This is a genomic window from Chryseobacterium arthrosphaerae (assembly GCF_001684965.1).
Classification (GTDB): Bacteria; Bacteroidota; Bacteroidia; order Flavobacteriales; family Weeksellaceae; genus Chryseobacterium; species Chryseobacterium arthrosphaerae.
Map to the genome: position 1 here is coordinate 1915022 of NZ_MAYG01000001.1, position 14015 is coordinate 1929036.

General features: G+C 36.6%; 16 protein-coding genes and 1 tRNA gene. 6 read left to right on the forward strand and 11 right to left on the reverse strand.

Features of this window, described 5'->3' with window-relative positions; all coding sequences use genetic code 11:
• Positions 1 to 29: 29 nt before the first annotated feature.
• Genes BBI00_RS08795 through BBI00_RS08805 form a run of 3 tightly spaced genes read right to left on the reverse strand, consistent with a single transcriptional unit; the run spans position 30 to position 3811 of the window.
• Positions 30 to 2063, reverse strand: a complete 2034-nt coding sequence (locus BBI00_RS08795; protein WP_065398408.1) for a recombinase — start codon at positions 2061 to 2063, stop codon at positions 30 to 32.
• A 13-nt stretch (positions 2064 to 2076) separates the two neighbouring features.
• Entirely contained in the window at positions 2077 to 2721 is a 645-nt protein-coding gene (gene mtgA / locus BBI00_RS08800; protein ID WP_065398409.1) for a monofunctional biosynthetic peptidoglycan transglycosylase, read from the reverse strand.
• Between the two features lie 43 nt (positions 2722 to 2764).
• Complete coding sequence (locus BBI00_RS08805) at positions 2765 to 3811, reverse strand: ABC transporter substrate-binding protein (protein WP_065398410.1); 1047 nt, start codon at positions 3809 to 3811, stop codon at positions 2765 to 2767.
• 59 nt (positions 3812 to 3870) lie between these two features.
• On the opposite strand from BBI00_RS08805, the gene BBI00_RS08810 reads away from it, so the two are divergent.
• Positions 3871 to 3944: transfer RNA gene (locus BBI00_RS08810), tRNA-Arg, on the forward strand.
• 74 nt (positions 3945 to 4018) lie between these two features.
• Here BBI00_RS08810 and BBI00_RS08815 read toward each other — a convergent pair.
• A complete protein-coding gene (locus tag BBI00_RS08815; RefSeq protein ID WP_083988463.1) occupies positions 4019 to 4843 on the reverse strand; it encodes an AraC family transcriptional regulator in 825 nt (274 codons plus the stop codon).
• 175 nt (positions 4844 to 5018) lie between these two features.
• Between BBI00_RS08815 and BBI00_RS08820 the strand changes: the two genes are divergently transcribed.
• The 5 genes from BBI00_RS08820 (at position 5019) to BBI00_RS08840 (ending at position 8555) form a co-directional block, all read left to right on the forward strand.
• Positions 5019 to 5612, forward strand: coding sequence for an NAD(P)H oxidoreductase (locus tag BBI00_RS08820; protein ID WP_065398412.1), 594 nt, complete (start codon positions 5019 to 5021; stop codon positions 5610 to 5612).
• 143 nt (positions 5613 to 5755) lie between these two features.
• The gene (locus BBI00_RS08825; protein ID WP_228394742.1) at positions 5756 to 6346 is read left to right on the forward strand and encodes a TetR/AcrR family transcriptional regulator; all 591 of its coding nucleotides are present in this window, start codon (positions 5756 to 5758) and stop codon (positions 6344 to 6346) included.
• 61 nt (positions 6347 to 6407) lie between these two features.
• The gene (locus BBI00_RS08830) at positions 6408 to 7223 is read left to right on the forward strand and encodes an SDR family NAD(P)-dependent oxidoreductase (RefSeq protein ID WP_065398413.1); all 816 of its coding nucleotides are present in this window, start codon (positions 6408 to 6410) and stop codon (positions 7221 to 7223) included.
• Positions 7224 to 7644: 421 nt separating this feature from the next.
• A complete protein-coding gene (locus tag BBI00_RS08835; protein ID WP_123902245.1) occupies positions 7645 to 8013 on the forward strand; it encodes a hypothetical protein in 369 nt (122 codons plus the stop codon).
• Positions 8014 to 8036: 23 nt separating this feature from the next.
• Positions 8037 to 8555 (forward strand): hypothetical protein, encoded by a 519-nt coding sequence (locus BBI00_RS08840; RefSeq protein ID WP_065398415.1) that lies wholly within the window; start codon positions 8037 to 8039, stop codon positions 8553 to 8555.
• Positions 8556 to 8793: 238 nt separating this feature from the next.
• Here BBI00_RS08840 and BBI00_RS08845 read toward each other — a convergent pair whose 3' ends face one another.
• The 7 genes from BBI00_RS08845 to galK form a co-directional block, all read right to left on the reverse strand.
• On the reverse strand, positions 8794 to 9024 hold the full coding sequence (locus BBI00_RS08845; RefSeq protein ID WP_065398416.1) for a DUF2798 domain-containing protein: 231 nt from the start codon (positions 9022 to 9024) through the stop codon (positions 8794 to 8796).
• 82 nt (positions 9025 to 9106) lie between these two features.
• Entirely contained in the window at positions 9107 to 9565 is a 459-nt protein-coding gene (locus tag BBI00_RS08850; protein WP_065398417.1) for a hypothetical protein, read from the reverse strand.
• A 66-nt stretch (positions 9566 to 9631) separates the two neighbouring features.
• On the reverse strand, positions 9632 to 10519 hold the full coding sequence (locus tag BBI00_RS08855) for a helix-turn-helix domain-containing protein (protein ID WP_065398418.1): 888 nt from the start codon (positions 10517 to 10519) through the stop codon (positions 9632 to 9634).
• Positions 10520 to 10722: 203 nt separating this feature from the next.
• Entirely contained in the window at positions 10723 to 10929 is a 207-nt protein-coding gene (locus tag BBI00_RS08860) for an ArsR family transcriptional regulator (protein ID WP_065398419.1), read from the reverse strand.
• 33 nt (positions 10930 to 10962) lie between these two features.
• Positions 10963 to 11763, reverse strand: coding sequence for a Cof-type HAD-IIB family hydrolase (locus BBI00_RS08865; protein WP_065398420.1), 801 nt, complete (start codon positions 11761 to 11763; stop codon positions 10963 to 10965).
• Positions 11764 to 11788: 25 nt separating this feature from the next.
• A complete protein-coding gene (locus tag BBI00_RS08870) occupies positions 11789 to 12838 on the reverse strand; it encodes a UDP-glucose--hexose-1-phosphate uridylyltransferase (RefSeq protein ID WP_065398421.1) in 1050 nt (349 codons plus the stop codon).
• Positions 12822 to 14006, reverse strand: a complete 1185-nt coding sequence (gene galK, locus BBI00_RS08875; RefSeq protein WP_065399683.1) for a galactokinase — start codon at positions 14004 to 14006, stop codon at positions 12822 to 12824. Before galK ends, BBI00_RS08870 begins: the two co-directional genes overlap by 17 nt.
• Positions 14007 to 14015 lie beyond the last annotated feature (9 nt).

Consider the following 14015-nt stretch of genomic DNA (forward strand, 5'->3'; position numbering starts at 1 on the left):
AGCTACCAAAAATGGTAGCTTTCTTATTTTTATTTATGTTCTTCTGATTTATTGGAAATCGTGTTGCTCATCAGGTCATCTGCTTTTTTATCCAGCCCTGAACGTAGCGGAAAGAAGAACTTCAGAGGATGTTTCATAAAATACCTGAAGATTTCCTTATAGATCTCGCTTACCTGTCCGAAGTTCATTTTTCTTGATCTGAATGCCAGGAACATGGACAAGCTGAAACTTATCAGAAAGTTGAAGAAACCTATCAGGAAAACCGTAATAAAGGAAATCCAGAAGGTATAGGAATCTACTGAAAAATCTTTCCCGTACAAACCTAATGCAAAGTTTCCGGCGGCAAAGGTAATGTGTCTGATATCAAGGTCAAGGCCAAAGAATAACCCCACAGGCGCTGTAGCTCCAAGGAAAACCCCGAACCAGAAATTGGAAACGATTCCCGGCCAGTTTTTAGCATAATATTTTGAAAGTCCTTTCGCAAATTTCTTTCCGAAAAAGCTTCTGATGGAAAGGTTCTTAGCAATCCTTTCGGGAATCTGATAAAATACGGAGTTGTTTCCGATATTTCCTGAAATGATTCCTGAAATAAAGAGATAGAAACCGGCAATACAGGCATGCAGAATCGCTTTAGACTTGAAAGGATCAAGGTCTTTAAGCAATTTATCTGATCTGTCAACCGCTAAGTTTTGGGAGAAAAACACGTCCAGCCCGTAGATAATGGCCAATGCTACCGGAAATGCCAGCAGTACATTCCCTACAAAGGCAATAAACTGGCTCCGGAATAATTTTGATACGAGATGTGCAAATTCGGTATTGTTTCTCTTGCCGTTTCCTTCCTCAGAAAGTACTTTGGTCATGGTAGCGGCAGTCATAGCCGGCTGCTTGGTAGCAAGGGTGAATCCCATCAGGTAGATCATCACAAATCCCATCGCATAGTTCATTGAATATAAGAATGCATGGGAGAAATCACTTCCGGGAATATATCCGTACAGCATTTTCAGAACGCAGAGTGCTCCTACGATAATTCCTCCTCCGCTTGCTTTGTAGAACATGGTCATATATTCTTTGCGGGTAGAAGTGATATAATGGGCTCCTGCTTCTGCCGTATGGTTCGTAATAAGGTGTGAGAGCAGCCTTGTACTGTCGTTGATCAGGTCTGCAATATTATTTTTATGAGATTTGTAATTCAGGATGTTAAAGATCAGCTGTTTGGATTTGATCAGTACATCTTCCTCGGAATCAATGATCAACAGCTGAACGATCTCATAGATTCTTTCCGTCTGCTGGCGGATCTTCAGCAATGATTGGTTGATCTTTCCTGAAATACCATATTTGGCGGAGTTCTTGAAAGCAATATTCACAAATTCAAGACACTGTTCCGCATAGATTTTGATCTGCTTATAACGGCTGTCCTTCGAATGCAGCTGTAATCCCGGATCTTTGACAAGGTCATCCGCCAAAGCTTCAAGCTCATTCTGAAGAGCGAGAAAAGGATTGGACAGGTTCCTATACTGAGGAGCCATTCTCACCACCTCAACTTCCATTGCCATTCCCGTTACCCTCCAGGAAAGGATATTCATGGAGAAGATCAGTTCTTTTTTTACATTAGGCTTAATGATAAAATCTGAAGCACCCAGCAAAGTCAGGAATTCATCAACTTCATTTTCAGGAAGGTTCTGTAAATGTTTCAAATCTGTTTTAGGCCTCAGACTGACGTTGTCAATCATATACCACACCGTTTTTTCGTTTTCTACGGGCGGCAGTACCTTATTCAGGATTCTTTTTTTGAGTTCCGGAAAGAAGGCATTCTCAGAGAGGATATTGGCTTCAGTCAGCGAGAGATTGAAAGGTCTTCCTCTGAAAATATTGTGAATATAATGCTTAAAATTTTCAGCAAAAGCGGGATTGCTTCTGAGGAAATTGAGCACATCTGTAAAGTCCGCCCTTTTTACGCTCTCCAAAAACTCGGCAAACGGTTCTAAAGAAAGGGTTTCGTTCTTAAAAGAAAAATATTTTTTAAGAACTGACTCAAAATTTGTGCTTGAATTAAAGAATTTCATTAGTACAAAGATACTATTTCAAACTTACATTCCTCATCTGTCTCATGATCCAATTGTGTTTCTTTCTCAGATAGGGAGACGGATTCTTCGGATCATACTTCTTCGGATTGGGCAGTACGGCTGCAATCCAGGCTGCATCTGAAGCACTTAAGTCTTTAGATGATTTCCCGAAATAATATTGTGCTGCCGCCTCTACTCCAAATACTCCCTGCCCCATTTCAATGGAATTCAGGTATCTTTCAAGGATAATATCCTTACTCCATACTTTTTCAATTATAAAAGTGTACACTGCTTCCAGCCCTTTTCTGATCCAGCTTCTGCCCTGCCAGAGAAAGACGTTTTTGGCAGTCTGCTGTGAAATGGTGCTTCCGCCTCTTATTTTCTTTCCTTTTTCGTTGTACTTCATCGCTTTTTCGATCGCTGTATAATCGAAGCCGTTGTGATCAAAGAATTTCTGATCTTCAGATGCTATTACAGCCTTTTTTACATTATTTCCCATTTCATCATAAGAAATATAGTCCCTGTGCAGTTTTCCGTATTCAAAAAGACCTCCTATCTGGGTAATGGTGATTGGCGGATTAAAGAATCTGCCCCAGATAATGAAAACTACATTCAGCACAAGAACGATAAAGATAAACTGTTTAATTTTTTTCCACATAACGTTATTAAAAGGAAAGGCAAAAATAAGCAAATAGTCCGAGTTACTGCAATTCTTTCATGTAGGTAAGCTGATAATCCGGTAAAAGTTCGGGATGGAAGATTTTAATATAGTCTTTAAGGATCAGATCGGCTCTCACTACTCCACTTTCAAAGAAATCGTTGGCTTTCATTTTCTCTTTTCCGGCAATGGTATAGATTTTACCTTTATTGAATACGTCAAGTTTTCCGTAAAAAGGATTCATGCCCAGCATTTCTTTTTTAGAGGTATGGCTTCCTGCGTTTACCCAGTACTGAACGCCGCCGGCTTTTGCATATACTTCCTCAAAGCTCATCGTCATTGCTTTTTCTTCTCTGTTGTCCTTCATGATATAATTAGCATTGGCATCCGCAATATAATGTGCCACGGAAGTATTTCCTCCCGGCAGATACCATACATCTCCATACATTTCATTGGCCAGCACAACGGGACTTTCTTTTGCTTTTAAGGCAAGCTGCTTCAGCTCATTGTAGTTTTTCTCTACTTCCAGGTATTTGGCTTCCGCTTCTTTTTCTTTTCCGAAAAATTCTCCAAAAAGCTTGATATACGCTGTTTTCTGTAATGGCTGCTGTTCCATATATTCATCCAGAAACACCACCTGAATTCCATTGTTTTTCAATAGCTGATAGGCATTGTCGAAACTTGCAATATAATTGGTAAAAACGGCATCCGGCTTCATGGAAATAATTTTCTCCACATCATATTTCTGCTCACTTCCTACATTTTGAATTTTCCCTTCCTTTACCAGGTTCTGAATCTTTTCTGAATAAATATACTCCGGACTTGAAACTCCTATGATCAGATCTTCGGCTCCAAGTTCGGAAATATATCCGGCCATACTGGCGTTAAGAAGGATAATTTTTTTGAATGGAGTCTGATTTTTTTTGAAATTGTAGGAGAAATTTCCCGATTTCAGCTCCAGATTTCCGTCCTGCTCCTTGTATTGGGTACGATTTGAGATATTTGTCCAATCTGAGGACGAAATTTTTTGTTCTCTTTTACAAGCAATTAGCGAAAATACCGTGAATAAAAGTAAAATTTTCTGTTTCATGTTTCAAAGAACGGAAAAAAGTGGTATATTTGCAACCGTTAAACAACAAGATAACAAACGGCCTCGTGGCGCAACTGAATAGCGCATCTGATTACGGCTCAGAAGGTTACAGGTTTGAATCCTGTCGAGGTCACAAACGACAATATGCGCAAATTTAGGACAATTTGCGCATATTTATTTTATATTACCAATAATCAACTGGTTACTTTAATAAATATAATCTTTCTTAAACTGTGAAGGTGTTACATCTTTGTATTTCTTGAAAAAACGATTAATGTGACTTTCATCGGTAAATCCTAATTCAAATGCGATCTCCCCAATTCTTAGATTAGTGTAAAGAAGTTTATTTTCAATTAAATTGAGCCTATAATAAGCAATATAATTCTGTAGAGTTTGTTTAGTATGTTTTTTGAAATAGCGGCTAACGTACGTGGTGGATAAACCAAAGGCCTCTCCTATTTTTTCTATTTTAATCTTTTTAGGATCATAGATATTGGTATGAATATATTGTAGAATGTTTAAAATTTTGTCTTCAGAAGTTTCACATAATTCTTCTGGCATTTCTAAAGCAATATTCCTGGCCACCAATAGAATTAAGGAATTCATAAGTTGCTCAATAAGACTTTTACTGTATAAACTTTTATTAATGCACTCCCGGACAATTCCATCTACTAAAGATTTCACTAAATATTTATCTGAACGATTGTACAGAACACATCCTTTTGTAGTGGTAGCTGTTTGTAACAAATGTTCCAATTTTAAACTATTTTCCATAGCTAACGCATTGTTTTCTATATAATTTCTGTGAAAAGCAACACGTAAGAACTCTGTGATCTCCTCTACTTCAAAACTACAAACATCATTTGGAGTCAGAAGTAATAAATCACCACTAGTGTAAGGCACACGATGTCCATTTATCTTCTGCTGTCCGTTACCTGATATAATATAAACAATTTCGAAATAATGCTGAACCTGCCCGTCCAATGGACATTCATTTACTTTTTCATAGTTAATCTCATAAGGGCTATACATATAATCGTGTTTTATTTATACATAAAAAGCGTAAAAATACAAATTAGCAAGGTAAAATCTGTATTAATAAACCCTAAACTATAACAATTTTATCCTGAATATACTAAAAAAGAGCACAATATTACAAATTATCAGACATGCCTTTACTGTAATTTTGCTGTACAAATTTATTTCAATGAAAAAAATGCACATAATTTGGGCACACCCAAGAAAAGACTCATTGACGGCAAAAATCGTAGAAGCCGTAAAAAAAGAAGCTAGAAACAAAAATTTTAATGTAACAGAATGGGAAGCGTATTCTTCAGGATTTAATCCAGTATTACAAACCGATGATGAGCCTGACTGGTATAATACAAATAAGCAATATAATGCTGAATCCGAAGCATTGGCAAAAGAACTTTCAGATAAAGATTATCTCATTTTTATATTTCCAATATGGTGGTATTCTCTACCGGCAATACTTAAAGGATATATAGACAGAGTTTGGAATTACGGTGTATTTTATGGTAATCGAAATATCCATCGACTGCCAGTAAAAGCAATTCGCTGGATTGGATTAGTAGGTAGCAAAGAGGCCAGTATTCAAAAACGTGATTATGATAAATATATGGACTATTACTTTAATGTAGGTTTAGCGGAGTATTGTGGTATTGAAGATTCAAAAGTAAAACTAATATATGATACCATTGGACGCCATCAAATCAATAAAGAAGATCATTATAATGACTTAATAAAGCAAGCGGTCAGCTTTATTAGTAGCTTACAGTAGTAAAGTCTAATACTTTTATCCGACATTTTAAAGTACAGAAATTTCATACTCAAGGGACGATATTTAAAAATTATCAAAAAAAATTGTCTTAAATCTTGCAAATGACCGAAAGGTCATTTATATTTGTTACGTCAAAAATCTATATGATGAATAAAGGTGAACGTACAAGGCAGATGATCATTGAAAAATCAGCTCCACTTTTCAATACAAAAGGAATTGCAGCAACAGCAATGAGCGATATTATGGATGTTACAAAGCTCTCTAAAGGCAGTCTGTATGTTCATTTTGACAATAAAGACGTACTCGTAGAGGCTGCTGTGGATTATAATATGAATCAGTTACAAAAGAAAATAGGAGCTTCAATAAATAAATTTCAAGATCCGAAGGATAAGTTATTTGCCTATATAGATGCATTTAAGAACCCTTTAGATCCCCCGGTAGCAGGAGGCTGTCCCATGTTGAACTTTGGAATGGAAGCTGATGACCAAAACGAAATAATACTTAAGAAAGTAGCGAATCTGGTGAACAAAAGTCAGCAGCTAATCAGCGAAATTATTACAGAAGGTATTGAAAAGGGAGTTTTTAAAGCCGATTGGGATCATGAAGAATTTGCTACAATAATGTTTGCCATGCTGGAAGGAGGTATTTTTATAAGTAATACAACTAAGAAAATCGATAAAATGAGTATAATCAATAAAAATCTAAAAAAAATGATTGAGGCACAATTGCCTTAATTTTTTTAACAAAAAAATGACCGAAAGGTCATAAATGTAATAATATTTTAATATAGAAATTATGTCAAAAACCATTTTTATTACCGGAGCATCCCGCGGATTTGGGAGACTTTGGGCAGAAGCATTTTTAAAACGTGGCGATAAAGTTATTGCTACAGCACGTAACAAAGAAACCTTATATGATCTTGTTGAAAAATACGGGGAGAATATATTCCCCCTTCAACTTGATGTGAACAGTCGTAACGCTTGTTTTGACGCTGTGGAAAAAGCCTATACACAGTTTGGAAAGATCGATGTACTGATTAATAATGCCGGATATGGGCTGTTCGGTGCCATTGAAGAAACTTCTGAAAAGGAAGCGCGTGATCAGATGGAAACCAACTTTTTTGGAACACTGTGGATGACTCAAGCAGTACTCCCTATCATGAGAGCTCAGCAAAGCGGTCATATTATACAGGTTTCCAGCTTTCTGGGATTGGTTACCTTACCCATATTAGGATTATACAATGCCTCCAAATTTGCCGTGGAAGGATTTAGCGAAACGCTGGCAAGTGAAGTGAAACACTTGGGAATCAATATTTCTTTGGTTGAGCCCAATGGTTATGCCACAGACTGGTCAGGAGCATCAGCTTTTCAAACCGAGCCGATGGAAATATATAATCCAGTGAAGGAGGCTTTTCTGAAAAGTGCAACACCAGATATTTACGGAAATCCGGAAGCCACAGTGACAGCAATAGAGAAGCTGGTTGATTCGCCTAATCCACCATTGCGACTATTACTTGGAAAGATTGCTTATCCAGCGGTCAAGAATACTTATGAGCAGCGTTTGGCTGGCTTTGAAGAATGGAAAGACATTTCTGAGAAGGCCCATGGATAATATTCAGTTCTAAATACTGAAGCCACCGAACTTCCGGTTTCGCAGTTGAGAGGCTTAAAAACTAAATTAAAAAACTACGAGGGTTTATCCGGTGAATACTCAATATATTTTCCTCAAGTGTTTTTTAAATAAAAACGAGCAACTTTGATAAAGTTGCGCGTTATTTTTTATTGATAGGAAGATCTTTTTAATCAATTTCAATAAAGCTTTTATGATTTTATTGTGGGGCCTGCACTCACTTTCTTCAGCGTATGCCCGGGGAAAAATGCTGATTTATTTGTAAAAAATGTAAACACTCAACTTTCATCGAACTTAAATAATTAAACCAATAAATAAAAAAATATTAAAAAAATACTATTTCAATACGTAGTGTATTATTTTTTTACTATTTTTGAGCGTTACCAAATTAAATTTATAAAATATGAGAAAAGTATTTTTTTTGTCTCTTTTATCTTCCCTATCAATGATTTCATGTTCATTAGAAGGTTCTGAAGAAAATCACCTGATGAAAGGCGCATCAGAAGAAAGTATTAACAAATCAACTATTTCTAAAAATCAAGCAATTGATAACTTCAAAAAAGCATTAGCTGAAGCAAACAATCCAACGCTTATTAAAGAAGAAATTCAAAACAATTCAGGAAACCAGGGGTTTAGTCCTTCAAGAAAAAAAATCTTATTGGAGCCGGCTAAAGTAGTTTTGTTGTCAACAGGAATGACTACAGATAAAATGAATGGTTTAGATGATGATGCAATTATTTCACAAGCCTTTATTGCCATTTCAAATAAATAAAACAACAATACATCACAGAAAATATGAGAAAAATTCTTCCACTATTTTTAGTTCTTTTAGCTGTAGCTATTAAAGCCCAGCAATACCCATTGGTAATTTATAATTTCAGTCCTGCTACTGTTACTAAAATGAAATTTAAAGTCACAGACCCAACCACCTGGCCACAGGACTGTCATCCGATTGTTTCCGGAGAGACCGCAGGGCCAATGCTGCCGGGTACCACTGTTACTTATGATCTTTTGAATACCAGCGCAACAAAAACTCCAGCCATAAATCAATGGGATGCGATGTCCCACTATATAGGTATTCCTGATGCAATATATAACGTGAATGCCGGGGCATCCTTACCAAGTGCTTTAACATCTATTATTAACTGGCAGAGTATTATAATAGAATTTGCAAATGGGGAATCAATTGATTTAGGAAGAGGCTGTGTACAGCCTGGTACTCCTACATACAATTCAGGACCCACTCCATCAGGCAGAACCGCATCAACCAATACTTTGGTTTCACCAGCTCAACAAATTATTACGATATTCTAATAATTATCTATTCAAAAATATAATCACCCTACAATTGTCTATTGTAGGGTGATTTGTTAAGATTTTAAAAGAATAATCCAGCTTAAAAAAATTATTTGATAAATGAAGTACGCAATTCCTGTATCATTTGGCTGAACGAGATAGAAGAGTTTAAAGATAAACTGATTTTGTTTACAAAAAGCTAAAATGGTGTCAACGAACAACAGTTGGCACCATTTTTAATTGATAACAATCGTCACTATTCTATAGTAATTCTGTCTACCAATTTTTTCAATAGAGGAACTACTATGAAACCTGTAGGAATGGACAACCACAATTCTACCAGAAAATAATCAAAAAACCAAATTTTAAAGAAGCCTTGTTGCCAGCTCATTCTTGTCAGTAAAAGCCCAAAGGTCATAATTGCCGACATTGCAATGGATACAAGAATTGTAAATACAATAATAGATTGAAATTTAGATAGTTTCATTTTTTTATTTATTAAATTATATCAGTTCTTACAAATACACCAAGTTTTTATTATCACTATAGTCCGGACCATAAAATCAAAATTACGATAAACCCATCCTTAAATAAATATTGCTGATTCCGTGAAAATCTGATTTCATATTATAATTAAAAAGCCCTTGAACTCTTGTATAAATCCCCCAATTTTCTGACAATCTCGACTTGTATCCAAAAGAAGCAAATGTTTCAAAATTATTGGTTTGAGTGGGGTCTCTTGGTACAATAGCGGCTAAAGAGATTCCTTTCCAAACCTGAGCAGTGAGCATTGCCTGACAATATAAATCTGCAGACTGATCCCTTTCTTTGTAGTTTCCGCTAAAAAACATTACATTGAAGAGGCCAAATCTGGATGTTTGTGAAAATTGTCTGCTAATCATCTGAAAATAAGCTCTCTTATTACCGTCAAATGCTTCAATAGGAACCGGAGCTCTTTCAATATGAACAGATTCTATGTTTAAAGTATCTTGAACTTGAGAAATAGTTGTCAATAGTTTAGGTTTCATTTTCTGTAATTAATTTGATGCAAAATTACTTGGCTCAAACTTTTAAAGAAAGGACAGAAAAGGAAACTACTCGGACAAATCAATCAATTTTCGATAATCCGTTGGAGTTGATCCGGTGTGTTTCTTGAAAAAACGTCCAAAATATGAAATGTCTTCAAAACCAATTTCCGCAGCAATTTCGTTAATTGACATATGGCTTTTCTGCATTAAAACTTTGGCTTCTAAAACCAGCATTTCATTAATCAATGCTGATGCAGGTTTTGCCAGTGTGGATTTCACTGATTTGTTAAGGTGGTTTGTTGTTACATTTAATTTTTCTGCGTAAAATCTAACAGAATTATGCTTGGTAACATAATAATTAAGTAATTTTTTAAATTCTGAAGTGATCATTTCGCTGGCCGTAAAATTTACCCTTGTCCGAAAGTCATTAGACTGTTTCATTTCTAAAAGAAATGTTGTTAAATAAGACTTTAAAATGCTTTCATCCGCATCACTCCTATTTAATTCTTGCATTCGTCTAAGCAGAACCAGCAAGTGTTTTATTTCTGTATCTTCAAATCTGATGTAAGGCTTTATCAACCAATCTAAAAAGTCAATAGCCGTTTGAGATAAATATTTAACAGAAAAATGCAGATAAAAGCCTTCTATATCACCAGACATAAACATGAGGCTTGTTATTTGTCCTGCCGGGATAGCAATCAATCCTTTTTGTTCAACGGTATAATGATCAAAACCTGAGCCTGCTATTAGATAACCTTTTGTTACTAAAATAATAGAATGAGTACTTTGACGGTGCGGTGGTAATGGCATTTTTATTTCATAAGTATCATCTGAAAGCCCATGAATATAAAAGTCATTGAAATTCTTCTTATTATATTCTTTCGGGTCATAATAAGACATTATCTTCTTAAATCCATCATCCTGTAAGTTTAGTATGTTTTTTAATTTTTTCAAATCTATTGTTTTACAAAATATTTTACGAATGATTAGAATATCTTTTCAAATATGTGCTGTCTTTATTATGATTATAACTGACCCAATGTCCTCATGTTCATTTTATAAGGATAATTGTTTTTCAGATGATGACACCTTAATAAGGAAAAATAATTATTCCCAGTAATTTTTTCCGGTTTTACCATTTTTCTTTTCTGTTGATCTTATTCTTCCTTTATTTGTGACAGATCAAGGCCCAGTTTTGTAAATTCTTCCTGTCCTTTTTCTGTAATGTAATAGTGACGGTCTGCAGGATTTCCTTTGGCAATCCAGCCTTTCTCAACGAACTGTTCTAAAAGAAGCTGCCCTAATTTTCCGCCGATATGCTCATAACAGGTCTTAGCAGGTTTTCTTCCGGTTGATTTGTTCATGTTTATTTTGGGTTATAGTTTTTACAGGATGAATCAGTTCAGATGAAGATAATCCTTAATGGTTTTAAGAACACCAAAGTTGTCATTGGTACATGCTTCAAAATTAGCCACCTCTTTTACGTTCGGATGGGCATTCTGCATGGCGTAAGAATATCTGGCATTCTTCAGCATTTCTATATCGTTCATATAATCCCCGAAAGCCATTGTATTTTCAGGAGAAATGCCCAGCGATTTCTGAAGGATTTTCAGCGCGTTTCCTTTATTGATATCCTTATTCATGACATCCAGCCAATGTGCTCCGGAAACCACTACTTCCAGACCGAATTCTTCAAATTTTTTAAGAGCCGGGTACAGGTGTTTTTCAGAACCTTCCGGATGATAAACTGCTATTTTAAAGGCGGTATCATCAATTTTTTCCGTCAGGTCATCCTTCTTCATGTTTTCGGTGTAATATTTTGAGAAGAAATCTACAAACTGCTGATCTTCGGTTTCGTAATATGCCATCTTTTTAGCTGACAATACGGCTTTGGCACCGGGTATTTCACGGACCGCTTTAATAATGTCAACAATATATTTGTATTCAAGGGTATCGGCGAAAAGCTCCTGGTCTTTATAGATAACATAGCCTCCGTTTTCAGCAATAAAACCGATCTCACTTTCTATTTCTCCGAAATAATGCGTAATGCCCGGCATCTGTCTTCCACTTGCGGGTACAAACAGAATATTTCTTTTTTTCAGTTCTTTATAAACTTCTGAAAATTCAGGGCTCATTTCATGGCTGGAGTTGAGAAACGTCCCGTCCATGTCCGTAACAATTAATTTAATCTGTTCCATATTCTTTTTCAAAGATATTGATTTATTATTTTTTCTTGTAATGAATGGTAGGAAGGTTTCTTAATATTGCCGCACTTTGCTCTGGAGTCATATCGCGCTGAGGCTCAGCCAGCATTTCATAACCTACCATAAATTTTTTCACTTCCGCACTTCTGAGCAACGGCGGATAAAAGTGCATATGAAAATGCCATTCCGGATGCTCTTTTCCATCTGTAGGAGATTGATGAATTCCCGCAGAATAAGGAAATGAGGTTTCAAAAAGATTGTCATATATTGTGGTCAGATCCTTGAGCACAGCTGCAAAAGATTCTTTTTCTTCTTCGGAAAATGCTGCAATATTTTCTCTTTTCTGTTTACTGATAACCATTGTTTCATAAGGCCACGACGCCCAAAACGGCACCAATACTGCAAAGTGTTTATTTTCTGTGACGATGCGCTCACCAGCCGTGATTTCCTGCTCAAGATAATCTTCCAATAATGTTCTTTTATTTTTTTCAAAATATGATTTCAGCTGATCCTGGGTTTTCTGAACCATTGCCGGAATGGACGACTGTGCCCATATCTGGCCGTGAGGATGAGGGTTGCTGCAGCCCATGACGCTTCCTTTATTTTCAAAAATCTGAACATAATTGATATGGTCCAGAGCGGCCAGCTGATTGAACTGCTCCTGCCATACATCCACCACATTTCTGATGTGTTCCACAGGCATTTCCGGCAAGGTAAGGCTGTGATTTTCAGAAAAACAAACGACCCTGTTGATCCCGCGTTCCGGAAGAAGGGTAAAAAAACCGGACTTTTTTTCAGAAAACTCAACTTCTTCATTCAGTAATGCCCCAAAGTCATTATTAAAGACATAGGCTCCCTGGTACTCAGGATTGCGGTCTCCGTTCGCACGAATATTTCCTGAACAGAGATAGCATTCCGGGTCGTATACAGGACGGTTATCCTCTCTTGTTTCCTCTCTTTGTCCTTGCCATGGACGGTTTGCCCGCTGTGGAGAAACCAGTATCCATTCATCCAAAAGAGGATTGTATCTTCTGTGGGGATGTTTTTTAGGGTCAAATAATGTATTCATTGGTGTATTCTTTTATCCCGTCTGAAATTTTAACCTGGTAAACTTTCATCTGAATATTAAAATGTTCAAGATATTTTTCACTGATAGCACGAATTACTTCTTCCACTTTATCTTCCTGAATCAGGTTGATGCTGCAGCCTCCGAAACCGCCCCCCATCATTCTTGCTCCCAGCACACCTTCCTGCTGTAATGTATGTTCCACTAAAAAATCAAGCTCCTTACAACTGACTTCGTATTCCGCTGAAAGGCCGTCATGGGTTTCTGTGAGAAGCTTTCCCAGATATTCAATATTTCCTTCTGAAATAGCTTTTGCTGCCATTTCTACCCTCTTAATTTCTTTCAGTAAGTAGAGACATCTTTTGTGTGAAACACTTCCCATTTCTTCTTTTACACTGTCAAGCATAGTCGTGGTAAAATCCCTGAATTTCTCTACTCCAGGGAATTTCTTCCATAAGATTTCTTTACCATTTTCTACATCTTTGCGCCTCTCATTATAACCGGATGTCAAATGGGTATGCTTCACACAGCTGTCAAAAAGCAACAGGCTGTATCCTTTAAGGTCTGCATCAAAATAATGATGTTCCAGGGAGTTACAGTCGAGCATAATTACCTTATCTTTCTTTCCGAAAACGGAAGCAAACTGATCCATAATTCCGCACTGAACTCCTGCAAAAGTATGCTCTGATTTTTGCCCGATCACTGCGATTTCTTTTTTGGTAAGATGAAGATCAAAAAGTTCATTGAGGATATAAGCAAAACCACATTCAAGAGCCGCTGAGGAAGAAAGCCCGGAACCCATCGGAATGGTGCTGCTGAAAACAATTTCCATACCGCAAAACTGATTTCCCTGTTGCTGCAGCTGACTGAAAACGCCCAGAATATAGTTCATCCACATCTGCTGAACCGGCTTTACCTTCTTTGTAACATCAAATGTATATTCTTCTCCCAGATCTTTGGCTATGATTCTGCAGAAATTGGTTTGTGGTAACCTGCGGACAGCAAAACAGATATATTTGTCAATGGCAGCGGGAAGCACAAATCCATCATTGTAATCCACATGCTCACCGATAATATTTATTCTGCCGGGAGAAAGGAAAATATGTTCAGGCTCTGATTTGAACCCGTTTTTAAACTTTTCTACGGTGGGGTTGATTAACTGTTCATGCATATCCATCTT